25 protein-coding genes are annotated in these 24,978 nt (G+C 63.2%); 17 read left to right on the plus strand and 8 right to left on the minus strand.

Translation table 11 applies throughout. From position 1 onward, the window contains the following. Positions 1-5 precede the first annotated feature (5 nt). On the minus strand, positions 6-872 hold the full coding sequence (locus tag ABE528_RS13690) for a DUF6279 family lipoprotein (protein ID WP_152953980.1): 867 nt from the start codon (positions 870-872) through the stop codon (positions 6-8). A gap of 130 nt (positions 873-1,002) precedes the next feature. On the opposite strand from ABE528_RS13690, the gene ABE528_RS13695 reads away from it, so the two are divergent. Further along, positions 1,003-1,839: a S1-like domain-containing RNA-binding protein gene (locus ABE528_RS13695; protein WP_152953979.1), complete on the plus strand. Its 837-nt coding sequence runs from the start codon at positions 1,003-1,005 to the stop codon at positions 1,837-1,839. Here ABE528_RS13695 and ABE528_RS13700 read toward each other — a convergent pair whose 3' ends face one another. Then, complete coding sequence (locus tag ABE528_RS13700) at positions 1,840-2,220, minus strand: hypothetical protein (protein WP_099815538.1); 381 nt, start codon at positions 2,218-2,220, stop codon at positions 1,840-1,842. It lies immediately after the preceding gene. Positions 2,221-2,332: 112 nt separating this feature from the next. After that, positions 2,333-3,802 (minus strand): NosD domain-containing protein, encoded by a 1,470-nt coding sequence (locus tag ABE528_RS13705; protein ID WP_346653247.1) that lies wholly within the window; start codon positions 3,800-3,802, stop codon positions 2,333-2,335. A gap of 222 nt (positions 3,803-4,024) precedes the next feature. Between ABE528_RS13705 and ABE528_RS13710 the strand changes: the two genes are divergently transcribed. The 3 genes from ABE528_RS13710 (at position 4,025) to def (ending at position 5,836) form a co-directional block, all read left to right on the plus strand. Beyond that, entirely contained in the window at positions 4,025-4,204 is a 180-nt protein-coding gene (locus ABE528_RS13710; RefSeq protein WP_016711918.1) for a CsbD family protein, read from the plus strand. Between the two features lie 145 nt (positions 4,205-4,349). Continuing rightward, the gene (locus tag ABE528_RS13715; RefSeq protein ID WP_152953976.1) at positions 4,350-5,303 is read left to right on the plus strand and encodes a YihY/virulence factor BrkB family protein; all 954 of its coding nucleotides are present in this window, start codon (positions 4,350-4,352) and stop codon (positions 5,301-5,303) included. Then, a complete protein-coding gene (def, locus tag ABE528_RS13720) occupies positions 5,300-5,836 on the plus strand; it encodes a peptide deformylase (RefSeq protein WP_152953975.1) in 537 nt (178 codons plus the stop codon). The genes ABE528_RS13715 and def overlap by 4 nt, the downstream gene beginning before the upstream one ends. Here the strand turns inward: def and ABE528_RS13725 are convergent. Beyond that, positions 5,791-6,159 carry a GNAT family N-acetyltransferase gene (locus ABE528_RS13725; protein WP_152954071.1) on the minus strand — a complete coding sequence of 123 codons (369 nt, stop codon included), beginning with the start codon at positions 6,157-6,159 and terminating at the stop codon, positions 5,791-5,793. The genes def and ABE528_RS13725 overlap by 46 nt on opposite strands. 356 nt (positions 6,160-6,515) lie before the next feature. Between ABE528_RS13725 and ABE528_RS13730 the strand changes: the two genes are divergently transcribed. From ABE528_RS13730 to ABE528_RS13775, 10 genes are all read left to right on the plus strand, one after another. Then, the gene (locus ABE528_RS13730) at positions 6,516-6,773 is read left to right on the plus strand and encodes a DUF2790 domain-containing protein (protein WP_003254632.1); all 258 of its coding nucleotides are present in this window, start codon (positions 6,516-6,518) and stop codon (positions 6,771-6,773) included. A gap of 110 nt (positions 6,774-6,883) precedes the next feature. Next, positions 6,884-7,849: a threonine dehydratase gene (locus tag ABE528_RS13735; protein WP_346653248.1), complete on the plus strand. Its 966-nt coding sequence runs from the start codon at positions 6,884-6,886 to the stop codon at positions 7,847-7,849. Positions 7,850-7,896: 47 nt separating this feature from the next. Next, on the plus strand, positions 7,897-8,151 hold the full coding sequence (locus tag ABE528_RS13740; protein WP_346653249.1) for a type II toxin-antitoxin system HicA family toxin: 255 nt from the start codon (positions 7,897-7,899) through the stop codon (positions 8,149-8,151). After that, the gene (locus ABE528_RS13745) at positions 8,148-8,480 is read left to right on the plus strand and encodes a type II toxin-antitoxin system HicB family antitoxin (protein WP_152953972.1); all 333 of its coding nucleotides are present in this window, start codon (positions 8,148-8,150) and stop codon (positions 8,478-8,480) included. The genes ABE528_RS13740 and ABE528_RS13745 overlap by 4 nt, the downstream gene beginning before the upstream one ends. Before the next feature lie 74 nt (positions 8,481-8,554). After that, positions 8,555-9,202, plus strand: coding sequence for a LysE family translocator (locus tag ABE528_RS13750; protein ID WP_346653250.1), 648 nt, complete (start codon positions 8,555-8,557; stop codon positions 9,200-9,202). A gap of 9 nt (positions 9,203-9,211) precedes the next feature. Beyond that, complete coding sequence (locus tag ABE528_RS13755) at positions 9,212-9,688, plus strand: GyrI-like domain-containing protein (protein ID WP_346653251.1); 477 nt, start codon at positions 9,212-9,214, stop codon at positions 9,686-9,688. Between the two features lie 102 nt (positions 9,689-9,790). Beyond that, entirely contained in the window at positions 9,791-10,216 is a 426-nt protein-coding gene (locus tag ABE528_RS13760; RefSeq protein ID WP_152953969.1) for a nuclear transport factor 2 family protein, read from the plus strand. Between the two features lie 43 nt (positions 10,217-10,259). After that, positions 10,260-10,604 (plus strand): YciI family protein, encoded by a 345-nt coding sequence (locus ABE528_RS13765; RefSeq protein WP_152953968.1) that lies wholly within the window; start codon positions 10,260-10,262, stop codon positions 10,602-10,604. A 21-nt stretch (positions 10,605-10,625) separates the two neighbouring features. Then, the gene (locus tag ABE528_RS13770; RefSeq protein WP_346653252.1) at positions 10,626-11,111 is read left to right on the plus strand and encodes an SRPBCC family protein; all 486 of its coding nucleotides are present in this window, start codon (positions 10,626-10,628) and stop codon (positions 11,109-11,111) included. Continuing rightward, positions 11,111-12,349: an RNA polymerase sigma factor gene (locus ABE528_RS13775; protein WP_152953966.1), complete on the plus strand. Its 1,239-nt coding sequence runs from the start codon at positions 11,111-11,113 to the stop codon at positions 12,347-12,349. The genes ABE528_RS13770 and ABE528_RS13775 overlap by 1 nt, the downstream gene beginning before the upstream one ends. A 52-nt stretch (positions 12,350-12,401) precedes the next feature. Here ABE528_RS13775 and ABE528_RS13780 read toward each other — a convergent pair whose 3' ends face one another. Together ABE528_RS13780 and ABE528_RS13785 are read right to left on the minus strand one after the other, a co-directional pair. Next, complete coding sequence (locus ABE528_RS13780) at positions 12,402-12,872, minus strand: MaoC family dehydratase (protein ID WP_133328098.1); 471 nt, start codon at positions 12,870-12,872, stop codon at positions 12,402-12,404. A 33-nt stretch (positions 12,873-12,905) separates the two neighbouring features. Next, entirely contained in the window at positions 12,906-13,850 is a 945-nt protein-coding gene (locus ABE528_RS13785; RefSeq protein WP_346653253.1) for a lysophospholipase, read from the minus strand. 210 nt (positions 13,851-14,060) lie between these two features. Between ABE528_RS13785 and fadD2 the strand changes: the two genes are divergently transcribed. Both fadD2 and fadD1 read left to right on the plus strand, forming a co-directional pair. Further along, positions 14,061-15,749, plus strand: a complete 1,689-nt coding sequence (gene fadD2 / locus ABE528_RS13790; RefSeq protein ID WP_346653254.1) for a long-chain-fatty-acid--CoA ligase FadD2 — start codon at positions 14,061-14,063, stop codon at positions 15,747-15,749. 280 nt (positions 15,750-16,029) lie between these two features. Next, the gene (gene fadD1 / locus ABE528_RS13795; protein WP_346653255.1) at positions 16,030-17,727 is read left to right on the plus strand and encodes a long-chain-fatty-acid--CoA ligase FadD1; all 1,698 of its coding nucleotides are present in this window, start codon (positions 16,030-16,032) and stop codon (positions 17,725-17,727) included. A gap of 51 nt (positions 17,728-17,778) precedes the next feature. Here the strand turns inward: fadD1 and ABE528_RS13800 are convergent, their stop codons facing one another. Both ABE528_RS13800 and ABE528_RS13805 read right to left on the minus strand, forming a co-directional pair. After that, a complete protein-coding gene (locus ABE528_RS13800) occupies positions 17,779-19,086 on the minus strand; it encodes an FAD-binding oxidoreductase (protein ID WP_346653256.1) in 1,308 nt (435 codons plus the stop codon). Positions 19,087-19,116: 30 nt separating this feature from the next. Then, positions 19,117-20,481, minus strand: a complete 1,365-nt coding sequence (locus ABE528_RS13805; protein ID WP_346653257.1) for a glutamine synthetase family protein — start codon at positions 20,479-20,481, stop codon at positions 19,117-19,119. 424 nt (positions 20,482-20,905) lie between these two features. Here ABE528_RS13805 and hrpA point away from each other — a divergent pair, with 424 nt between their 5' ends. Further along, positions 20,906-24,811, plus strand: a complete 3,906-nt coding sequence (hrpA, locus tag ABE528_RS13810; RefSeq protein ID WP_346653258.1) for an ATP-dependent RNA helicase HrpA — start codon at positions 20,906-20,908, stop codon at positions 24,809-24,811. Positions 24,812-24,978 lie beyond the last annotated feature (167 nt).

Consider the following 24,978-nt stretch of genomic DNA (forward strand, 5'->3'; position numbering starts at 1 on the left):
GTTCGTCAGGCCCGGGCCTTCAGGCACTTCAGCTCACTGAAGTCGGTGCGCACCTTGGCCAGCCGCTCTTGCAGGTATTGGCGTTGCACCGGCGTACTGAGGTGCACCAGGTCGACCAACAGGCTGCGCGCCTGCTGCTCGGTATTCTGGTAGGCCGCACGGTACTCCGGCGTCCACAGGCTCTCTTTGCGTTGCAGCAAGGTCGCCAGGCGCGGTTCGAAGCTGGCGTCGTTGCGCTGGGCCATGGCCAACATCAACTGTTGCTGCCAGTGCTGACGGTTGGCGATCCACTGGCGGTTCTGGTCACCCAGCGCCTGCGACCAGGCCTGCACACGTTGGCGCTGGGCCGCATTGAGTTCGCCGAACCAGTTGCTCAGGCGCTTTTCCATTCGCTCGGTACGCCGGGCGACTTGCTTGGCCATGGGGGTGTCGACATATTCCCTTTGCCGCTGGTTGATATCGTCGCGGAAGGCATCGCGCATTTCCGCCACTTGCGCATCGCTCATGCCGCGTAGCAATTCGGTGGCCGAAGGGGTGATCTCTTCGGCCACCCGGCCAATCGCCTGACGTGCTTCGACCGTGCGTTGCTGCAGCGCCTGGTCGGTCACCTGATCCTCGGCGACCATGTCGCGCACGCGGTCGAGCCAGTCGAGGTAGCCGGGCAACTGGGTCTGGCAGTGCCAAGCCAGGTGCTCCTTGAGCCGTTCGTCAAGCAACGCCTTCTGTTCACGGTTCATCGCCAGGTAGTCGCCCAGCGACCAGGGCACCAGGCGGTCGAGGTTGCGATAGGCCAGGTCGATGCGGCTGCAGGCCGCCAGTGTCACGGTACAGGCGATGGCGATGAGCAGGGCTTTGGACAGGCGTACCGGCATGTTCAGGACCTGGTTGTGGCGGACATTCAATAGACGTAGCGCGAGCCGGCGCGGTTCCGCCGCATCAGCGATCGGGCAGCGCAGTGGCTTCAGGTGTAGAATAGCCGCCTTGTCTTGAGGAACATCGGAAATGGCTCTACTTGGGCGTTACAACAGTTTGCAAATCGTGAAACACGTGGAATTCGGCCTGTACCTGGATGGCGGCTCCGACGGTGAGATCCTGCTGCCAGGGCGTTACATCCCGAAGAACGCCGAAACCGAGGTCGACGACTGGCTGAACGTATTCCTCTACCTGGATAGCGATGACAAGCTCATTGCCACCACGGAGAAACCCAAGGTGCAGGTGGGCGAGTTCGCCAGCCTCAAGGTCAAGGACATCAACGGTGCCGGTATCTTCCTGGACTGGGGGCTGCCCAAGGACTTGCTGATGCCGTATTCCGAAGAAGCCCGGCAGCTGAAAATCGGCGATTACTGCGTGGTGCATGTCTACCTCGACAAACGCACCCGCCGCATCACCGCCACTTCACGCCTGGACCGCTACCTGGACGTTACCCCGGCTCAATACCAGGTTGGCCAGCCGGTCGAACTGCTGGTGGCCGGCGAAACGCCGATGGGCTTCAAGGCCATCATCAACAACCGCCACTGGGGCTTGATCCACAAGAACGAGGTGTTCAAGTTCCTGCGTTCGGGCATGCACGTGGATGGCTTTATCAAGGAAGTGCGCCATGACGGCAAGATCGCCTTGAGCCTGCAGCCGGTGGGCCAGGCGCTGGGCGACGACCTGCAAGAGCGCATCATGGCACGCCTGGAGGCCGAAGGCGGGGTGCTGGCGGTGAGCGACAAGAGCGCCCCGGAAGTGATCAGCCAGATGTTCAACGTCAGCAAGGGCAACTTCAAGAAGGCCATTGGCGGGTTGTTCAAGCAGGGCCGCATCGTCATCCATGACGATCGCATCGTAAAAGCCTGATCAGGCCTGCACGAAGGTCCGGAAGTCCAGCTGCTCGCCACCCGGGCGGGTGTCGCGCAGCAGCGAGTCACGGTCGGCGCTCAGGGCCAGGCTGATGGTCGAGCGGCGCTTGCCGGGGTTGCGCACTTCCATCTGTTCCTGGTGAGCACGGAGGAAGTTGACCGGCACCTTCAGGTGCTGCAGCTCGTCGCTTTCCGGGGTGTGCAGCAGCAGGTTGACCCAGTCGGGCTGGCCCTTGCGCAGCAGTGCCACCGGCACTTCGAACCACCACAGGTTGCGCTTGCGGTCGAGGATGGCGAACAGGGTGTTGGCGCTGGTCAGCACCGGGTTGGCCAGGGCCTGGTTGCGGCGGGCGATGGCGGTGGGTTTGTCGAGTTTCATGCAGGTTCCTGCGGGTTGACGCTTGATTAGGGCTGCATTGTGAGGGGTGGCACCGGGCCTAGCAAGGTTTCAGGGCCTCTTCGCCGGTTTACCCGCGAAGAGGCCAGTAGCCTTAACGACTGATCGGCAGGCTCAACTCGGAAGTGGCCCCGTCCGCAGTGGTCACCGTCGCAGTAAAGCTCTTGAACTCACCGATGTGCTCCAACACCTGGGCAAACCGCGCCTGCCCCTGGCCATCACTGTTCACCAGCACATCCCCCAGGTATTGCTCTGCCTCGGTCCCACCCGCCTGGGCATTGCCAAACACCTCGATGCGCAACAGGCTCGACGCCGGCCCCTGCACCTCGCCACGTAGCACATTGCCGTCCAGCGCGATCAGCTGTGGCGGCTGCTGGTTGTGGTTAGGCAGCGGCTGGCACGGCTTGGGCTCGCCCTTGGCATCGCAGATGATCGCCTGGTCCTTCTTCGGCAAATCCGCGCCGACTCCGCGCGAACCTACGTACAGCGCATGGGCCTGGGCCGGCACGCCAAAGACGATGGCGCCGGTACGCTGGTTCGGCACGCATGAGCCGCCGGCTTCACAGCGGCGGATGTCCTGGCTGTTGCCCCAGATGCGGTTGCCGCTCAGGCGCGTGGTGGTGACGTCCGGCTCGGGGCGCAGGGCCACGCCGATGCGGTTGCCGTGGATCAGGTTGCCGTCGAGGATGTTGCCTTCGCCGGTGACACTGACGCCGATCGAGTTGCCGCTGAAGGTGTTGGCGCCGAGGTAGTTGCGCTTGCCCCAGTTGATCTGCAGGCCGTCGGAGTAGTTTTCGAAGCGGTTGCGCACCACGCTGTTGTCGTTGCCCAGCAGGATCTCGATGCCCTGGGACGGTTCGGGGTTGGCCGGGGTGGAGCGGAACAGGTTGTCGGCCACCAGGTTGAAGGCCGCGCCACGGGTCAGCTCCAGGCCATCGCCGTTGTCGATCAGCTGGTTGCGCAGCACCTTGTTGTTGACCGTGGTGGTGGCGGTCGGGTTGCCAGCACCGTCGTCGCCCGTGAGCATGATGCCGGCGCCGCCTTTGTTGGCGACGATGCGGTTGTCTTCGATGACGTTGCCGCTGGCGCGGTTGATCAGGATACCGATGCAGAAGTTGCGCACCTCCAGGCCGCTCACGTGCACGCCTTGGGTGTCACGCAGCACCAGCCCCGGGTGGGTGGTGGTGCGCACGTTGGTGCCGAACTGGCCGGGCAGGGCGCCGGGGCAGGTGCGCACGCCCTGATCCTTGATATAGCCCGAGCCATCGATGGCGATGTACTGCCCGTCACGGGCCCAGGGCAGGCCGGTGATCTGCACCGGGCCCTTGATTTCCGGCAGCGCGCGGGTCGGGCGAATCACGTAGGGTGGCTTGCCTGCCGCGGCGATCTCGATGCGGTAGTGGCCGGGGTTCTGGTTGCTGGTTTCGATGGCCCAGCGCAGGGTGCCGGGTTGGCCATCGTCGGCATAACGCTCGACTTTCAGGGTCTCGCTGGCCGGTGCGGCGGCCAGGGCAGGCAAGGGCAGCAGCGGCAACAAGGCCGCAAACAGGGGCATCAGACGCATGGGGCAAATATCCGGAAACTGTTGTTTTTATACGCAGGTTGGCAGCGATTCTAGGGCAGCCATCGGGCCTTGAGCAGTGCGGTGGCCCTATTCGGTGCGGTATTCGCCCGCTGATTCACCGTTCGGCTTGAGGCAGGCAAATTGATTGAAACTCTTTCAGAAGACACCCAGTCCACCGACTGTCGACACGGTCCACGTGTCTCCATTTGCAGGAGATTTGCCATGAGCGGCACCAAAGACAAAGCGAAAGGCCTGGCCAACGAAGCGGTCGGTAACATCAAGCAGGGTGTTGGCAAGGTGACCGACAACGACAAGCTGCGGGCCGAGGGCAAAGCCCAGGAACTGAAAGGCGAAGCGCAGCAGATCAAGGGCAATGTGAAGGATGCGGTGAAGAAGCCTTGATATGAGGTGGCCTGTTTCTGCCTCTGTGCGAGGCGGAAACAGGTGTAGGCATTTTCTTCTGGCATGGCCGGGAGCAGTACATCGCTCGCGTGGTCTATTAGACTTACCCGTTGTACTCAAGAATCAAGCGGCGAAAGGAGACGCTATGATTTTCCCCGACCTGCGCGGCCTGCCCCTGCACCGCGTGCTGGTACGCACCGTCAAGGAATTCCTCGATGACGAGATGTCGACCTATGCGTCCGCGCTGGCCTACCAGATGCTGTTTTCGCTGTTCCCGTTCCTGCTGTTCCTGATTGCCCTGATCGGCTTTTTGCACCTGCCGGACTTCTTTTCCTGGTTGCGCCTGCAATCGGAACTGGTGTTGCCGCCCCAGGCGCTGGAGCAGGTGAACCCGGTCATCGACCAGTTGCAGCAGTCCAAGGGCGGGCTGTTGTCGGTGGGTATCGTCATCGCGCTGTGGACTGCCTCGGCTGGCGTGCGCCTGATGATGAGCGCCATGAATGCCGCCTATGACGTGCCCGAGGGCCGCCCGGTGTGGAAGCGCATTCCACTGTCGATCATCTACACCGTCGGTATCGCCGGCATGCTGCTGGCAGCGGCTGCGCTGATGGTGCTGGGGCCGCAGGTGATGGAGTGGATCGCCGCGCAAGTCGGCCTGCAGGAAGTGATCGTCACCGTCTGGACCGTGCTGCGCTGGCCCGCCATCATCATCCTGATGATGGTCGCGGTGGCATTGATCTATTACGTGATGCCGGACGTGAAGCAGAAGTTTCGCTTCATCACCCCCGGTTCGGTGCTGGCGGTAGTAGTATGGATCATCGCCTCCCTGGGCTTTGCCTACTACGTCAAGACCTTTGCCGACTACAACGCCATGTATGGCAGCATCGGTGCGATCATCGTGCTGTTGCTGTATTTCTATATCTCTGCCGCCGTGCTGTTGCTGGGGGCTGAAATGAACGCGGTGATCGAGCACATGTCGAGCGAGGGCAAGAACCCGGGCGAGAAGGAATTCGAGGGCAGCAAACCCCAGGAAACCATCACCGTGCTCGGCCATGAACACCCGGTCGAGCCTCAACCGACCGAGCCGAATCCGCGATGATCCGTGACATTCTCAAGATGGGCGACGAGCGCTTGCTGCGCATCGCCCCACCGGTGCCTGAGCATCTGATCGGCAGCCGCGAACTGCAGCAGTTGATCGACGACATGTTCGAAACCATGCACCACGTCGGTGGCGTGGGCCTGGCGGCGCCGCAGATCGGCATCGACCTGCAGCTGGTGATCTTCGGTTTCGAGCGCAGTGAGCGGTACCCGGATGCCGAGCCGGTGCCGCAGACCATCCTGCTCAACCCGCTGATCACGCCGCTGACCACCGAGATCGAGGACGGCTGGGAGGGCTGCCTGTCGGTGCCCGGCCTGCGTGGGGTGGTGCCGCGCTTCAAGCACATCAGCTATGAAGGCATCGACCCGCAGGGCAATCCGATCAACCGCTTTGCCGATGGCTTTCATGCGCGGGTGGTGCAGCACGAGTGCGACCACTTGATCGGCCGGCTCTACCCCTCGCGCATCCAGGACTTTGCCCGGTTTGGCTACACCGATGTGCTGTTCCCGGGGCTGGATGATCGCGACGACTGACCCCGCACCATGGCCAGCAGGTTTTTGCTGCGCTGGTAGCGTTGCAGGCGCGAGGCCAGGGCTTCGGGCAATTGTGCCGTGATGCTGAAGCCAAGGCGCTGGTAGTAAGCCGTGAGGTCGGGATCGCAGAACAGCCAGGTCGGGCCGCTGTGCCCGGCCAGGGCCGCCTCGATCAGCTGCGCCGCTACACCACGCTTGCGCTGCTGCGGGGCGACGAACAGGCCAGTGAGCCAGTGGCCGTCGGCGACGGCGCTGAGGCAAAGGCCGGCAACGATCCCGTCGCTGCGCGCCACCCACGATTCACCATCATTGGCTGGGCGCATGCGCGAACCCTGTTGCTTGTAGAAGTGTGCGAGCAATCGACGCTCGGGGCCAATGAGCAGGGCGCAGTGCAGGGCAGTCATGGGGATACCTGGAACGATTGGCTCTGGCCCGGTGATTTCAGGGCATCGAGCTGTTGCGCTTTGTCGCAGATTGTTGCAAATCCTGCAAGGGTGAATGTCCGACTTCAGGGTTCAACTATTGCCGGTCAGGAGTAGAATTTTACCTATTCCCACTGGCAGTAGACGAAGCGGGATCGGTACTTCGTGTCATCTTCGCAGTTGATGACAACTTCTCCGCGCCATTGATGGCATCAGAAGTCACTCGATCAGCTGGATTGCTTTAAAGGCCAAACCCCATGAAACCATTACTGATTCTTGCACTGGTCGGTATGTCCTCGTTCGCCCTCGCCGATGAGGCCAAGCCGGTCTCCAGCGAGCCTGTGGCCCAGCAGTACGACTATTCCATGAACCTCGACATCAAACGGGTGATCAACCTGTCGACCATCCCCAATGTCTGTGAAGTGGTGCCTGCGACCATGACCTATGAAGACCATCAAGGCCAGGTGCATACCATTCAGTACCGGGCGATGGGCGAAGGTTGCCAGCAAGGCTGATGCACCATGGCCCTGTCGCCGCTCAGTGGGTGACAGGGCCATTGGCAATTTACCAAACCTGCCCAAGGCGATTAGGATCGGTGCCTCACGTACCGATAAGGATGATCGCCATGTTCGACCTCGCCGCCCTGCGCGAAGCCGCCGATTTCGTTCACCAGCACGTTCCGCCGACGCCACAGCGCGTGTGGCCGCTGCTGGCCGAGCGGGTCGGCTGCAAGCTGTGGGTCAAGCACGAAAACCACGCCCCCACGGGTGCCTTCAAGGTACGTGGCGGGTTGGTCTATGTGCGTTCGCTGCTGGCCGCCGGCAAGCCCCCGCGGGGCCTGGTCACCGCCACCCGTGGCAACCACGGCCAGAGCATGGCGCTGGCCGCGAGCCAGGCCGGTGTGCCGCTGGTGATCGTAGTGCCCGAGGGCAACTCGAAAGAGAAGAACGCGGCCATGCGTGCACTGGGCGCCGAGCTGGTGGAGCACGGTGTCGACTTCGACGTGGCCCGCGAAGAGGCAGCCCGCCTGGCGCACGAGCTGGGCTATGACATGGTGCCGTCGTTCCACCCAGAGCTGGTGCGCGGGGTGGCCACCTATGCCCTGGAGCTGTTCGAGGCGGTAAGCGAGCTGGATTGCGTGTACGTGCCGATCGGCATGGGCTCGGGTATCTGCGGGCTGATCCAGGCGCGCAACCTGCTGGGGCTGAAGACCGAGATCGTCGGTGTGGTGTCCAGTGCGGCCGATGCCTATGCGCAGAGTTTCGAACAGGGCCGCATCGTCACCACGGCCACTGCCGACACCTTTGCCGATGGCATGGCCTGCCGGGTACCGCACCCGGATGCCTTCGCCTTCGTTCGTGAGCATGCCGCGCGCATCGTGCGGGTCACCGACAGCGAAGTGGCAGAGGCCATGCGCATCTATCACGAAACCACCCATAACACTGCCGAAGGCGCCGGTGCTGCAGCGCTGGCCGCGTTGCTGCAGGAGCGCGAGCGCCAGGCCGGCAAGCGCGTGGCAGTGGTGCTGAGCGGGGCCAATGTGGATCGCGAGCGTTATGCGCAGGTGCTGGCGGGCACTGAAAAATCCTGAATGAGTATCGGGGAAAAAGTGCTATCTTAATTTGATAGCATTTTCCGATGAACACTCGATACCGCAAAATCTACGACGCTCTCTTCAGGACGCCCACCACGGCCTCATTGGCGTTTTCCGAGGTCGAAGCCCTGGTGCTTCACCTTGGCGGGCAAGTACTGGAGCGGCAAGGCTCCAGGGTCAAGCTGGTGCTTGGCGGCCAGAGTTGGAGGTGTCATCGCCCCCATCCTGGCAAGGAAGCCAAACGGTATCAGATTGAAGAAGCCCGCGAATTCTTGCTGCGGGCAGGAGTCAGCCTATGAGTTGCATGCGTTACAAGGGCTACGCGGCCCGTATCGAATACGATGAGCGTGACGACATTTTTGTTGGCCGTGTGCTGGGCATGCGCGACATCATCAGTTTTCACGCAAGCTCGGTGCCTGAGCTTCATGAAGCTTTCAGGGATGCGCTGGAGGACTATCTGGCCGATTGCGCGGAGCAAGGCATTACCCCGGAAAAACCTGCTTCAGGCAAGGTCATGCTGCGCATCCGTCCAGAGGTGCATGCGGCAGCCAGCGTTGCCGCCCGCGCTGCCGGTAAAAGTCTTAACCAGTGGGCGGATGAGGTGTTCGAGCAAGCAGCGCTGGCCTGATCGATCACCCTTCCATCCCATAACCACTCGTGGCAGGCTCTAGCGCGCCTGATTGCCCCGACTACGAGAGTTCAATGCCTTTTTCCAACGGTTTTCTTCTCAGCCTGTCCCTGTGCCTCGACATCGGGGTGGCCAACATCGCCATGATCACCCTGGCCATGCAGCGTGGCTTCTTCCAGGGTTTCTGGCTCGGCCTGGGGACCTGCGTAGGCGACCTGGTCTACGCCATCGCGGCGCTCGCCGGGATGACCGTGTTGCTGCAGTTCGAAAGTGTGCGCTGGGCCCTGTGGCTTGGCGGTTCGGCGTTGCTGGTGTGGTTCGCGATCAAGATGCTGCTGGCCGCCTGGAGGGGCGGGCATATGGAAGCCAGTGCGGAGGTGGTGGTGGAGTCGGGCTGGCGCGAGTTTCTGCGGGGCATCTTCCTGGCCATGTCGTCGCCCAGCGCCATCCTCTGGTTCGCTGCGGTCGGTGGCGTACTGATAGCTCGCTCCGGTGGTGGCAGCGCGCTGGATGCCGGGCTGTTCCTGGGCGGTTTCTTCGCCGCCGGGCTGGTCTGGTGCATGAGCTTGTGCGGCATCGCCAGCCATGGCGGGCGCTTGCTGGGGGACCGCCTGCTGACTTGGTCATACCTGCTGTCAGCGGCGATATTCTGCTATTTCGCGGTGTACGTGATCATTTCGGGCTACCGTGAATTCATTCTCGCCAGCCCACCGCTCACCTGAGGCAAAGTCATGACCCTGCAACCCATTTCCCCAGCGCGTTACGAAGACGGCCGTAAGCTCAACCTGGCCGGTTTCGCCGAACGTTTCAGCATGAGCGACCTGAGCGGGTTGCCCTTGCTCTGGCAACGCTTCGCGCCGCACCTTGGGCATGTGCCCGGGCAGCGCGATCATGACAGTTATGGGGTCTGCTATAACCCCGACGCGCAGGGCGGCTTCGACTATCTGGCGGCTGTGGCAGTCAACGCGGGCCAACCCCTGCCTGACGGGTTCAGTACCTTGGCGCTGGCCCCGCAGCATTATGCAGTGTTCGAGCACCATGGCAGCTTGCAGCGCCTGAAGGCGACTTTCGATGGCATTTTCCAGTGGTTGCCCCAGTCGGGTGAAGAGCAGGCCGATGCGCCCCTGTTCGAGCGCTACCCGGCCGGGTTCGATCCTGCCGACGACCATGCGGTCATGGAAATCTGGATTCCCCTGCTGCGCAAATAATTCCGGCAGGTTGTCGATCTTGGCGACTACCGTTCGACCAAAAGCTGAAGATACAAGACAACCTTGTATTGAAATGCTTACGAACGATCGGAGGAACACCCGATGAACACGGCAGCCGAAAACGAAATCCGTCAGCTTGTCGAACGCTGGATGCAGGCCGTGCGTGACCGTGATATCCCCGCTATCACCGCGCCCTACGCCGACGACATCGTCGCCTTCGACGCCATCCAGTCACTGCAGTTCAAGGGCAAGGCCGCCTACCAGGCGCATTGGGAAATGTGCATGAACCTGTGTACCGGGCCCATGGTATTCGAGCTCGCCCAACTGACCGTGCACGCCGAAGGCGACCTGGCCCTTGCCCATTGGCTCAACCGCTGCGGGCCGGGGGATGATGAGAGCCAGTGCGGCTTCATGCGCGCCACTGTCGGCTATCGCAAGGTCGGTGGCCAGTGGCAGGTGATCCACGAACACTGGTCGGCACCCTTCGACATGCAAACCCAGAAAGCACTGTTCGATCTCAAGCCTTGATCGGCTATCGCCAAATGCACGTTGCCAACGCCTGGAGACGACCATGAAATACCTGTGCCTGGTCTATTGTGACGAAGGGCTGCTGCACAGCCTGCCCGACAGCCCGGAAGACGCCGAGTGCATGGCTTACGCCGAATCGCTGCAGAGCGCCGGGCGCATCATCGCGGCCGAGGCGCTGAAAACCGTGCAGACCGCCACCACCGTGCGCATGCGCGGCGGGCGAATGAGTATCACCGATGGCCCGTTCGCCGAAACCAAAGAGCAGCTCGCCGGCTTTTACCTGGTCGATGCCCGTGACCTCAACGAGGCACTGAACATTGCCAAGGGCATTCCGGCGGCGCGAGTCGGCAGCGTGGAAGTGCGGCCGGTGCGCGACCTGCAACCCTGACTGCAACGGAGAACAACAAGAATGACCCTTGTCCAACCCGCGCCCGCGCAGCACGAACTGTCCATCAGCCGCTTGATCGACGCCCCGCCTGCCAAGGTGTTCCGAGCCTGGACCGAGCCTGAATGGCTGATGCAGTGGTGGGGGCCCCACGGCATGACCACCCCGGAATGCGAAATGCAACTGTGGGTCGGCGGCCTTTTCCGTACCCTCATGCGTGCCCCGGATGGCTCCGAGTTCCCGACCCAGGGCGTGTTCCTGGAAATTGCCGCCCCGCGCCGGTTGGTGTTCACCGATGCCTTCGGGCCGGGTTGGGTGCCGTCGGACAAGGCTTTCATGACTGCAGTGATCAGTTTTGACGAAGAAAACGGCAAGACCCGCTACACCGCCCGTGCCTGGCACTGGAATGCAGCCGACAGCCGCGCCCATGAAGAAATGGGTTTCCATCAGGGCTGGGGAGAGAGCCTGGACCGCCTGGTGGAGGTGGTGACCCAGCGGATGCCTGACTGATGACGGAGCTGGCGCAGGTCCGTGCCGAAGTCGAAGCCGTGTACCGGCGGGATTCGCGGCGCATCCTGGCGACGCTGATCCGCCTGCTGGGGGATTTCGACCTGGCAGAGGAGGCCCTGCACGATGCCTTCTTCATTGCCGTCGAGCGCTGGCAGCGGGATGGCATCCCCGACAATCCGCGCGCCTGGCTGGTTTCGACCGGGCGTTTCAAGGCCATTGACGCAGTGCGCCGGCGTGCCCGCTTTGACCGCTCCCAGGCCGACCTGATCATGCTGATCGAAGGCCAGGGGCAGGACCCCAGTGAAGAGGAACTGTTGGCCGATGACCGTCTGCGCCTGATTTTCACCTGTTGCCACCCGGCCTTGGCGGCCGATGCCCAGGTGCCGCTGACCCTGCGTGAAGTCTGCGACCTGACTACCGAGCAGATCGCCCGGGCTTTCCTGCAAAGCCCTGCGACCATTGCCCAGCGCATCGTCCGCGCCAAGGCCAAGATTCGCGATGCCGGTATTCCTTATCAGGTCCCGGAGCTGCATGAGCTGCCCGAGCGCCTGGAGAGTGTGCTGCGGGTGATCTACCTGGTGTTCAACGAAGGCTATTCGGCGTCCTCTGGCGAGGCCTTGCTGCAGCAGGAACTGAGTGACGAAGCGATCCGCCTCGGGCGCCTGCTGGTTCAGCTGCTGCCGGACGCCGAAGCGGTAGGTTTGCTGGCACTGATGCTGCTGCAGGCATCGCGGCAGCGCGCACGCACTGATGCCGAGGGCAACCTGGTGCTGCTTGAGCAGCAGGACCGCAGCCTGTGGGACCGCGAGCAGATCGCCGAAGGCTGCGAGCTGGTGCGCCTGGCCTTGGCCAGCCGGGCCTTTGGAGCCTACACCGTGCAGGCGGCGATCGCGGCGGTGCATGCCGAGGCAGGGACAGCTGAAGAGACCGACTGGGCGGAAATTGTCGGGCTATACGATGTGCTGCAACGGCACTGGCCGTCAGCCGTGGTGGCGCTCAACCGGGCGGTGGCGCTGGCCAAGCGCGATGGACCGCAGGCGGGGCTGGACGCGGTGGAGGCGATTCTGGCGGCGGGGGAACTCAGGGAGTATCACCTGGCTCATGCGGCGCGGGCGCAGATGCATCAGCAGTTGGGGAATGCCGATGAGGCGCGGATGGCTTGGCAACAGGCCCTGGAGTTGACCCGGCAGGAGCCGGAGCGGCGGCATATCGAGCGGCGCTTACGCGAACTGATGTAGAGGCTTTACCGGGCTATTCGCGGGTGAACCCGCGAATAATCCAACACCGATATCAGCTGGCGACGAAGTTTGGCGGCGATACCAGCTCGACGGTCTGCTGCTTGCGCGGCGCGAGGATCTCGGCCACGCCCTCGACTACCAGCTCATCGTTCTGGTTGTAGACGTTGGTGGCGATACGCACCTTGAACTTCGGCAGTTTCTCGAGGATTTCCAGGCGCACGGTCAGGGTGTCGCCGATCTTCACCGGCTTCTGGAAGCTCATCTGCTGGCCCAGGTAGATGGTGCCAGGGCCAGGCAGGGTGCAGGCCACTGCGGCGCTGATCAGGGCGCCGCTGAACATGCCGTGGGCGATGCGCTCGCGGAACATGCTCTTGGCGGCGAATTCGGCATCCAGGTGCACCGGGTTGTGGTCACCGGACATCGCGGCGAACAGCTGGATGTCACGTTCTTCTACAGACTTTTCATAACTGGCTTTCTGGCCGACTTCCAAAGCTTCGTAAGGCGTGTTGGTGACCTGGGTCATTAGCGTTTCCTTGATGGGCGGACGAGGCCGATATCATTCACTGCGGGCAGGGCGGCCTAGGGCCAGCGCTTGCTCAAGCCAGGCGAGGATATCAGCGGTGACCTCGTCGCGATTGAGTTCGTTGAGTACTTCGTGGCGTGCCTCAGGATAGACGCGCAGCTGTACATGTCGATTGCCGGTCGCGCGCAGGGCGTCGGCCAGATGGGTGAGACGCTTGCCGGCACTCACCGGATCACATTCCCCGCCAATCACCAGCAGGGGCAGGTTCGGGTCGATCTGCGCGAGGTTGTGCGCCTGGCTGATCTGCGCCAGCCCCTGCAGCAGATCGAGCCACAGCTGGTTGCTGCAGCGAAAGCCGCACAGTGGATCGTTGACATACTTGTCCACTTCCGCCGGGTCACGGCTGAGCCAGTCGAACGCCGTGCGGGTGGGCTTGAAGGCGTTGTTGAACGAACCGAACGACAGCCATTCTATCACCGCGCTCTTGCCCAGTGGCCCCTGGCGCCAGGCCTCCAGGCGTGCAATCAGGCGCGCCGCCCGGTACAGCGCAGCGGGCTGGAAGTTTGAACCGCTGAGGATCGCCCCTTGCAGACTGGCGCTGTGGTGCATGAGGTAGGCCTGGGCAATGTAGCTGCCCATGCTGTGGCCGAACAGGAACAACGGTGTGCAAGGGAACTGCTGGCCGATGTGCTGGGCCAGCAGGCCAAGGTCGTTGACCACGGCATTCCAGCCATGTTGCCGGGCGAACAGGCCGAGGCTGCCCTGCTCGGCGGTGCGCCCATGGCCGCGCAGGTCCGGTGCCAGCAGGGCGTAGCCGGCATCGCTGAGCGCCTGGCCCAGGCGCTGGTAGCGCCCGGCATGCTCGGCCATGCCATGCGCCAGCAGCACCACGGCCTTGACCGGTGTGGCCGGCAGCCATTGGTGCACGTACAGCCTGCAATGCTCGCTGGCAGATAGCCAGAAGGCGTCATGGGGCATGGCGAATCCTTTGCGCGAAGGTTACCTGCACAGTGTATGCATAACCGGTCCGATTGCAGGAAGGGCACAAATAAGATTCACAATGTTAATGGCGGCACTTGGCGTATATGCCACCTCGGGCTTACCTGCTAACGTCGGTTCAACGCCTTTTTGCCATCTGGCAAACAGGGCAAGGAATCCGTGCGAGCTCAGGCAGAGGAACAATAATAAATGCAAGCCGACTTCTGGAATGACAAACGCCCCGAGGGCGTGCCTTCCACCATCGACATCCACGCATACAGCTCGGTCGTCGAGGTGTTCGAACGCTCCTGCAAGCGCTTTGCCGAGCGCCCGGCGTTCAGCAACCTCGGCGTGACCCTGAGCTACGCCGAGCTTGAGCGCCACTCGGCAGCCTTCGCTGCCTGGCTGCAGCAGCACACCGACCTCAAACCCGGTGACCGCATCGCGGTGCAGATGCCCAACGTCCTGCAATACCCCATTGCCGTGTTCGGCGCCCTGCGCGCCGGGCTGATCGTGGTCAACACCAACCCGCTGTACACCGAGCGCGAAATGCGCCACCAGTTCAAGGATGCCGGCGCCCGCGCCCTGGTGTACCTGAACATGTTCGGCAAGCGCGTGCAGGAGGTGCTGCCCGATACCGGCATCGAATACCTGATCGAAGCGAAGATGGGCGACCTGCTGCCAGCGGCCAAGGGCTGGCTGGTCAATACCGTGGTCGACAAGGTCAAGAAGATGGTCCCGGCCTATCATCTGCCCCAGGCCATCGCGTTCAAGCAGGTATTGCGCCAAGGCCGCAGCCTGACGCACAAGCCGGTGCCGCTCTCGCTCGATGACATCGCCGTGCTGCAGTACACCGGCGGCACCACGGGCCTGGCCAAGGGGGCCATGCTCACCCACGGCAACCTGGTGGCCAACATGCTGCAGGTGCTGGCCTGCTTCTCCCAGCACGGTCCGGACGGGCAGCGGCTGATCAAGGAAGGCCAGGAGGTGATGATTGCACCGCTGCCGCTGTACCACATCTATGCCTTCACCGCGAACTGCATGTGCATGATGGTCACCGGCAACCATAACGTGCTGATCACCAACCCGCGTGATATCCCCGGCTTCATCAAGGAGTTGGGCAAGTGGCGTTTTTCGGCGCTGTTGGGGTTGAACACCCTGTTCGTCGCGCTGATGGACCACCCGGGCTTCCGTCAGCTGGACTTTTCAGCGCTGAAAGTCACCAACTCCGGTGGCACTGCGCTGGTCAAGGCCACTGCCGAGCGCTGGGAGCAACTCACCGGTTGCCGCATCGTCGAGGGCTACGGCCTGACCGAAACCTCGCCGGTGGCCAGTACCAACCCCTACGGCCAGCTGGCGCGGCTGGGCACGGTGGGTATTCCGGTGGCCGGCACGGCGTTCAAGGTCATCGATGATGATGGCAACGAACAGCCACTGGGTGAGCGCGGCGAGTTGTGCATCAAGGGCCCGCAAGTGATGAAGGGTTACTGGCAGCAACCGGAGGCCACGGCGCAGGCACTGGATGCCGAGGGCTGGTTCAAGACCGGCGATATCGCGGTGATCGACCCGGACGGCTTCACCCGCATCGTCGACCGCAAGAAGGACATGATCATCGTCTCCGGGTTCAATGTGTACCCCAACGAGATCGAGGATGTGGTGATGGGCCATCCGCAGGTGGCCAACTGCGCGGCCATCGGCGTGCCGGACGAGCGTTCGGGCGAGGCGGTGAAGCTGTTTGTGGTGGCGCGTGAGGGTGGGGTGAGCATCGATGACCTCAAGGCCTACTGCAAGGCTAACTTCACCGGCTACAAGGTGCCCAAGCACATCGTGGTGCGCGAGTCGCTGCCCATGACGCCGGTGGGCAAGATTTTGCGCAGGGAGTTGCGCGACATCGCCTGATACCGTCGTTGCCCGGCTAAGGCTGTAAGGTGCTCTGGAAAGCAGCTTACAGCCCGATTTGCGACATTTTGGTCAATTACTCTAAAAATGACTTATATATTTCATTGAGTCATTTTTGTGACTGAGAGGCCGATCTTGGCCTCTAGGCGACCCCAAACAAAGCTGTTACTCTCGGCGCGCTTTCAGATGATTCGGTTTGCAACGAACCGCCATCTCATATCAATAATAAACGCATCGACGCGTGAATCGAACTTCGCTGTTGCTGAAGGAGTGGGCTTCCATGATCGAAAATTTTTGGAAGGATAAATACCCAGCCGGGATTACGGCGGAAATCAATCCTGACGAATTCCCCAATATCCAGGCGGTACTCAAGCAATCCTGCCAACGCTTTGCCAATAAACCGGCCTTTAGCAACCTGGGCAAGACCATCACCTACGGCGAGCTCTATGCGCTGTCAGGCGCTTTCGCGGCCTGGCTGCAGCAGCACACCGACCTCAAGCCAGGTGACCGCATTGCCGTCCAGCTGCCCAATGTCCTGCAATACCCGGTAGCGGTATTTGGTGCCATGCGCGCCGGCCTGATCGTGGTCAACACCAACCCACTGTATACCGTGCGGGAGATGGAGCACCAGTTCAACGACTCCGGTGCCAAGGCTTTGGTGTGCCTGGCCAACATGGCGCACCTGGCCGAGAAGGTGGTGCCCAAGACCCAGGTCAAGCACGTCATCGTCACCGAAGTGGCCGACCTGCTGCCACCGCTCAAGCGCCTGCTGATCAACAGCGTGATCAAGTACGTGAAGAAGATGGTGCCGGCCTACAACCTGCCGCGCGCCGTGCGCTTCAACGATACCCTGGCGCTGGGCAAGGGCCAGCCGGTCACTGAAGCCAACCCGCAAGCCAACGACGTGGCCGTGCTGCAGTACACCGGTGGTACCACCGGCGTGGCCAAGGGCGCGATGCTGACCCACCGCAACCTGGTGGCCAACATGCTGCAGTGCAGGGCGCTGATGGGCTCCAACCTGAAGGAAGGCTGCGAGATCCTCATCACCCCGCTGCCGCTGTACCACATCTATGCCTTTACCTTCCATTGCATGGCGATGATGCTGATCGGCAACCACAACGTGCTGATCAGCAACCCGCGCGACCTGCCGGCCATGGTCAAGGAACTGGGCAAGTGGAAGTTCAGCGGTTTCGTCGGCCTCAACACGCTGTTCGTTGCCCTGTGCAACAACGAGGCATTCCGCGCCCTGGACTTCTCGGCGCTGAAAATCACCCTGTCCGGGGGCATGGCCCTGCAGCTGAGCGTGGCCGAGCGCTGGAAGAGCATCACCGGCTGCGCCATCTGCGAAGGTTACGGCATGACCGAAACCAGCCCGGTGGCGGCGGTGAACCCGGCCGAGGCCAACCAGGTGGGCACCATTGGCATCCCGGTGCCATCGACCCTGTGCAAGGTCATCGACGACGCCGGCAACGAGCTGGCGCTGGGCGAAACAGGCGAGCTGTGCGTCAAGGGCCCGCAGGTCATGAAGGGCTACTGGCAGCGTGAAGACGCCACCACCGAGATCCTCGACAGCGACGGCTGGCTGAAGACCGGCGACATCGCGCTGATCCAACCAGATGGCTACATGCGCATCGTCGACCGCAAGAAAGACATGATCCTGGTCTCGGGCTTCAACGTGTACCCCAACGAGCTGGAAGACGTGCTCGCTGGCTTGCCGGGCGTGCTGCAGTGCGCAGCCATCGGTGTGCCGGACGAGAAGTCGGGTGAAGTGATCAAGGTGTTCATCGTGGTCAAGCCGGGCATGACCGTGACCAAGGAGCAGGTGATGGAGCACATGCGTGCCAACGTCACCGGCTACAAGGTGCCGCGTTACATCGAGTTCCGCGATGCGCTGCCGACCACCAACGTCGGCAAGATCCTGCGTCGTGAGCTGCGCGATGAAGAGCTGAAGAAACAGGGGCTGAAGAAGATCGCCTGATCCATCTCATTGGCCCCTTCGCGAACTTGTCCCGCGAAGGGGCCATTGCCATCAGCGCAGTTTTTCCAGCATCTGGTAGTACCACATCCCCGCCGCCAGCAGCGGATTGCCCAACAAGTCCCCCATCGGCACCCGCACGTGCTTGCACTGCGCGAAGGTGTCGAACTTCTCCAGCGTGCCGGTCAGTGCCTCGGCCATGATTTCACCCATGATGTGGCTGGTGGCGATGCCGTGCCCGGAATAGCCCTGGCAGTACCACACGTTGTCCGACAGCTTGCCCAGTTGCGGGATGCGGTTGACCACGATGCCCATCGCGCAGCTCCACTGGAACTCGATCGGCACGCCCTTGAGCGCCGGGAAGGTGCGCTCGATGCACGGGCGCAGCTCGCCTTCGATATCACGCGAATCCTTGCCCGAGTAGTTGGCACCGCCGCCGAACAGCAGGCGCTTGTCGGCCGTCAGGCGGTAGTAGTCGAGCACGAAGCGGCAGTCGTACACCGCCAGGTCCTGCGGGTTGATCTGCTCTGCCAGTTCGCCCAGCGGGGCGGTGGTGACGATGCCGCCCATGGCCGGGAAGATCTTGCCCTTGAGCTGGCGCTTTTCCAGCTTGTGGTAGACGTCACCGGCGAGCATCACCTGGCGCGCTTCGACCCGCCCGTGGGCGGTGACGACCGCCGGGCGTGGGCCATGGACGATGTCCAGCACTTCGGAATTCTCGAAAATCAGCGCGCCCAGGCTGTGGGCGGCGCGGGCTTCACCCAGGCACAGGTTGAGCGGGTGCAGGTGCAGGTTGCGCAGGTTCTTCAGCGCGCCCAGGTACAACGGGCTCTGCAGGTGCCCGGCAACGCCGTTGCGGTCAAGCAGTTGCACCTGGTCGCCCATGCCGCGGCGTTCGGCCTCGGCCTGGAAGCTGCGCAGCTCCTCCAGGTGTGAAGGTTTCATCGCCGCATGCAGATGGCCGCGCTTGAGGTCGCAGTCGATGCCGTAGCGCTCGACCCGCTGCTCGATGACCTGGTGCCCACGCCAGCGCAGGTGCCAGATGAAATCATCGACCTCGGCGCCCAGGTGGTTGCGCATCTGCGTACGCATGGCCTCGTCACCCGACAGGCTACCGGTGACCTGGCCGCCGTTGCGCCCGCTGGCACCCCAGCCAATCCGGTTGGTCTCGACGATAGCCACCTTCAGGCCGCGCTCGGCCAGTTCCACCGCGGTGGCCACGCCAGTGAAACCTCCGCCGATGATCGCCACGTCGACCTGCACCGTGCCCTTGAGTTGCGGGTACTCGGTGTGGTCGTTCAGCGAGGCGCTGTAATAGGACGGCGCACGCTGGGCCGGGCCGTTGTTCAATGCTGCGTTCATGGGTGTTCCTTGTGCTGAATAGGGTAAGGCTCAGGCCTGGTGCAGGTACCAGCGCCAGTCCTGTTCGCTGACTTCGGCCATGAACTGGCGGTACTCGGCGCGTTTGACCTTCAGGTAGACGCCGAGAAACGCCTCGCCGAGCGCTTCCCGTGCCCAGTGCGAGCGCTCCAGCGCATCGAGGGCGGTCAGCCAGTCGGTGGGCAGGTGCTCGGTGGCCTGGGCATAGCCGTTGCCTTCGACCGGCGCACCTGGGTCCAGCTGCTCGCGGATGCCGCGATGGCTGGCGGCCAGAATGGCGGCGGCAGCCAGGTACGGGTTGGCATCGGCGCCACAGATGCGGTGCTCGACGTGTCGGCTGTTGGCCGGGCCGCCAGGTACGCGCAGGCTGACGGTGCGGTTATCGACACCCCAGGTCGGCGCCAGCGGGGCATAGCTGTTGGCCTGGAAGCGGCGGAACGAGTTGGCGTTGGGGCAGAACAGCAGCAGCGAGTCACGCAAGTGGCGGAGCATGCCGGCCACTGCCTGGCGCAGCAGCGGGGTACCGGCCTTGTCTTCGCTGGCGAACAGGTTGTTGCCGGCGCTGTCGGCCAGGCTCAGGTGCATGTGCATGCCGGTGCCGGCCAGTTGCGCGAAGGGCTTGGCCATGAAGCAGGCCTGCATGCCATGGGCATGGGCCACGCCTTTGACCAGGCGTTTGTAGCGCACGGCCTGGTCCATCGCCTCCAGCGCATCGCCATGCTCCAGGGTGATTTCTACCTGACCCGGGGCATATTCCGAGATCGCCGTGCGCGCCGGGATGCCCTGGGTTTTGCAGGCGGCATACAGGTCGGCGAGGAAGGGCTCGATCTGTTCCAGTTCACGCAGGCCGTAAACCTGGGTAGTGCGTGGCCGGCCACCGTCGTTGTCCAGTGCCGGTTGCGGGCGGCCCTGGGCATCGCGCTGCTGGTCGAGCAGGTAGAACTCCAGCTCGCAGGCCATTACCGGGTGGTAACCGTCAGCCTTGAGCGCTTCGATGGTGCGCAGCAGTACGTGGCGCGGGTCGGCGACACTGGCAGGCAGGCCTTCGCTCGGGTGCATGCTGACCTGCACGGCGGCAGTTGGCACACGCCGCCAGGGCAGGCGCACCAGGCTGCCTTCCAGCGGGTAGGCGCGGCAGTCGATGTCGCCGACATCCCAGACCAGGCCGGAGTTTTCCACGTCGTCGCCATTGAGGGTCAGGCCGAGGATGGTGCTGGGCAGCGGGCGGCCGCTCTGGTACACCGCCAGCAGTTCCTCACGGTGCAGCAGCTTGCCGCGTGGCACACCGTTGGCGTCGAGGATGAACAGTTCGAACAGTTCGATATCAGGGTTTTCGGCCAGGAAACGGCTGGCGTGCTCTACAGGTGCAAAGTGCATGATCGATTCGCTCACAGGCGCACGGGACCGGCGCGCAGGCGCGGTCCACTTGAGTCAAACGGCCGGGCTGCGGCCGAGTTGGGTCACAAGGGCGTGAGCGAGAAATCTGGTGGGCGTGCGTGGCGGCAGTGCCACAGGGCCCAGAAGGCGAGAATGATGTGGACCAGCGGATTTTCACCGGCGCGGGACCGGGCCTTCGCGAGCGAAGGGCGGGGCGACGGTGGGGCGATGGTCTGGACGGGAGTCATGCCTTTGATACTCACATGCGGCGTAAGGTTGATTAAAGCAGTGAATGGCAACCTTCACATCGCTCCTGGCTAAACATTCGTCCAGCCAGCAGAGAGCCGGCAAATCTGCGACAATCGCGCATCCTTCGAATGCCGATCATGAAAAAGCAGGCCCACCTGCATCACTAAAAAGCCCCATGACTGACCAAGCCATCGACAAACTGCTGCAAAACCTCGACCACGCCATGATCGCCGAGCGCCACCGCCTGCGCCGGCAGTTGCATGAACTGCGCAAGCGCCCCGACGAGGCCAAGCTGGCGCAGTGGGTGGAAAAGGTCCAGGCATCCTGCGCCCAGGTCACCGCACGTCAGAACAGCGTGCCGCAGATCCGCTACGACGACAGCCTGCCGATTGCCGCCAAGCGTGACGAGATCAAGAAAGCCCTGGCTGAAAACCAGGTGCTGGTGATAGCCGGCGAAACCGGTTCGGGCAAGACGACCCAGTTGCCGAAGATTTGCCTGGAACTGGGCCGTGGCAGCCATGGCCTGATCGCCCATACCCAGCCGCGGCGCATTGCTGCGCGCAGTGTTGCCGCACGGGTTGCCGAAGAGCTCGGCACGCCATTGGGTGGGCTGGTCGGCTACCAGGTGCGATTCGAAGACCAGAGCGATGCCAACACCCTGGTCAAGCTGATGACCGACGGCATCCTCCTGGCCGAAACCCAGCACGACCGTTTTCTCGAACGCTACGACACGATCATCGTCGACGAAGCCCACGAGCGCAGCCTGAACATCGACTTCCTGCTCGGCTACCTGAAAACCCTGCTGCACCGCCGCCCGGACCTGAAGCTGATCATCACCTCGGCGACCATCGACCTGGAGCGTTTTTCCAAGCACTTCGACAACGCGCCGATCATCGAGGTGTCCGGGCGTACCTTCCCGGTTGAAACCTGGTATCGCCCGCTGACCAGCGAACAGGACGAGGAGGGCAACCAGGTCGAGGACGACCTGACCGTCGACCAGGCGATCCTCGCCACCCTCGACGAGATCGCCCAGCACGAGCGCAGCGTGGGCAAAGGCCCCGGTGATGTGCTGGTGTTCCTCCCGGGCGAGCGGGAAATCCGCGATGCCGCAGAGATTCTGCGCAAGGCGCAACTGCGCCACACCGAGATCCTGCCGCTGTATGCGCGCCTGTCGCCGGCCGAGCAGCAGCGCATCTTCCAGTCACACACCGGGCGCCGCGTGGTGCTCGCCACCAACGTCGCAGAAACCTCGCTGACCGTGCCCGGCATCCGTTACGTGATCGACACCGGCACCGCGCGCATCAGCCGTTACAGCTACCGCGCCAAGGTCCAGCGCCTGCCGATCGAGGCCGTGTCCCAGGCCAGTGCCAACCAGCGCAAGGGCCGTTGCGGCCGGGTCGAGCCGGGCATCTGCATTCGGCTGTACAGCGAAGAAGACTTCAACGGCCGACCGGCCTTCACCGACCCCGAGATCCTGCGCACCAACCTGGCGGCGGTGATCCTGCAGATGCTGCACCTGCGCCTGGGCGCGATCGATGCCTTCCCGTTCATCGAGCCGCCAGATGGCAAGGCTATCAGTGACGGCTTCAACCTGTTGCAGGAGCTGTCGGCGGTCAACCGCGAGAACCAGCTGACGCCGATCGGCCGCCAACTGGCGCGCCTGCCGATCGACCCGCGGCTGGGCCGTATGCTGCTCGAAGGTGCGCGCCAGGGCAGCCTGCAGGAAGTGCTGATCGTCACCAGTGCGCTGTCGGTGCAAGACCCACGCGAGCGCCCACCGGAGCGCCAGCAGGCCGCCGACCAGGCCCATGCGCAGTGGAAGGACGCCGATACCGATTTCGCCGCGCTGGTCAATTTGTGGCGGGGCTTCGAAGAGCAGCGCCAGGCGCTCACGGCCAGCCCGCTGCGCAACTGGTGCCGCAAGAATTTCCTGAACTATCTTCGCCTGCGCGAGTGGCGCGATGCCCATCGCCAGTTGTCGCTGATCTGCCGCGAATTGCAACTGACGGTCAACAAAGAGCCGTCCGACTATCAGAAGGTGCACAAGGCAATCCTCAGCGGCCTGCTCAGCCAGATCGGCCACAAGACCGAAGAGGGCGATTACCAGGGCGCCCGCCAGCGGCGCTTCTGGGTGCATCCGTCTTCCGGCATCGGCCGCAAGCGCCCGCAGTGGGTGATGGCCGCAGAACTGGTAGAAACCACCAAGCTGTATGCGCGCATGGTCGCCAAGATCGAGCCTGACTGGATCGAGCCGCTGGCCACCCACCTGATCAAGAAGAACCACTTCGAGCCGCACTGGGAGAAAAAGCGCGGGCAAGTGGTGGCCTATGAGCAGATCACCCTGTATGGCCTGATCCTGGTCGGTCGCCGCCCGGTGCACTTTGGCCCGATCGACCCGGTCACCTCGCGTGAACTGTTCATTCGCGAGGGCCTGGTTGGCGGTGAAATCCAGTCGAAGGCCAAATGCCTGGCCGCGAACAAGCGCCTGCTCGAACAGCTCGACGAGCTGGAGGCCAAGGCCCGTCGGCGCGACATTCTCGCCGATGAAGAAACCCTCTACGCCTTCTACGAAGCACGCTTGCCAGCGGAGATTCATCAGACCGCGACCTTCGATGCCTGGTACCGCATGACCAGCCAGAAGGACCCGAACCTGCTGATCATGCGCGAAGAAGACGTGTTGGCCCGCGAGGCCAGCGAAGTCACTGCCGCGCAGTACCCTGACAGCATGCAGGTGGGCGAGCTGCGCCTGCCGCTGACCTATCACTTCGAGCCGGGCCACCCGCGTGACGGCGTGACCGTGCGGGTGCCGGCGCCGTTGCTGCCGAGCCTGCCAGGCGAGCGCCTGGAGTGGCTGGTACCGGGCATGCTGGAAGCCAAGTGCGTGGCGCTGGTGCGCAACCTGCCCAAGGCCCTGCGCAAGAACTTCGTGCCGGTGCCGGACTTCGTCAAAGCCTCGCTGGCGCGCATGACCTTCGGCCAGGGCGCGTTGCCCCAGGCACTGGGCCAGGAGTTGCTGCGCATGACCGGCGCGCGGGTTTCCGATGAGGCCTGGGCCGAGTCGGTCAACCTGGTCGAAGGCCACCTGCGCATGAACATCGAAGTGGTCGATGGCCAGGGCAAGTTCCTCGGCGAAGGCCGTGACCTGGCCGAGCTGACCGCCCGCTTTGCCGCCGCCAGCCAGGCAGCGTTGGCCGTGCCGCGTACCGAGAAGAGCGAGCAGCCGGTGCAGGCCAAGGCCTTCAGCGAGGTCAAGCAGACCGCCCAGCAGAACATCGCCGGCCTGTCGATGACCGTGTACCCGGCGCTGGTGGAAGAGAACGGCACCGTGCGCGAAGGCCGCTTCTCGACCCAGGCCGAAGCCGAGTTCCAGCACCGTCGCGCCTTGCAGCGCCTGTTGCTGCAGCAGTTGGCCGAGCCTGCCAAATTCTTGCGCGGCAAGCTGCCGGGGTTGACCCAGCTGGGCCTGCTGTACCGCGAGCTGGGCCGTGTCGAAGCGTTGGTCGAGGACATTCTGCTGGCGAGTCTGGACAGCTGTATCCTCGACGGTGAAGCCACTTTGCCGCGGGACGGTGCAGCCCTGGCCGGGCTGGCCGAGCGCAAGCGTGGCAGCTGGGCCGAATATGCCGAACGCCTGGCCCGCCAGACGCTGGAAGTGCTCACGCTGTGGCACGGCTTGCAGAAGCGCTTCAAGGGCAAGATCGACCTGAGTCAGGCGGTGGCGCTGAACGACATCAAGCAACAGCTGGCCAACCTGGTCTATCCGGGCTTCGTGCGCGAGACCCCGGCAGTGTGGTTCAAGGAGTTGCCGCGCTACCTCAAGGCGGTGGAGCTGCGCCTGGAGAAGCTGGGGTCCCAGGTGCAGAAGGACCGGGTGTGGAGCGGCGAGCTGGGCAACCTGTGGGCGCAATACAAGGCACGGGCCGACAAGCATGCCCAGGAAGGCAAGCGCGATGAGCAACTGACCTTGTACCGCTGGTTGCTGGAGGAGTATCGGGTGTCGCTGTTTGCCCAGCAGTTGGGCACCAAGGTGCCGATTTCCGACAAGAGATTGAGCAAGCAGTGGAGCCAGGTGGAAGGCTAACTTCCTTGATTTGTGGCACACTTCAGGGAATTTGAGGGCCGCTTTGCGGCCCATCGCGGATGAATCCGCTCCTGCGCCAGTCGGTAGGAGCGGATTCATCCGCGATCGAGGGCGCAGCCCTCGCCGTAAAACTGGTACTAAAGTGCCATTATTCTGTCATATTTCCG

The sequence above is a fragment of the Pseudomonas sp. TWI628 genome, from assembly GCF_039673865.1.
In the GTDB taxonomy this organism is placed as follows: domain Bacteria; phylum Pseudomonadota; class Gammaproteobacteria; order Pseudomonadales; family Pseudomonadaceae; genus Aquipseudomonas.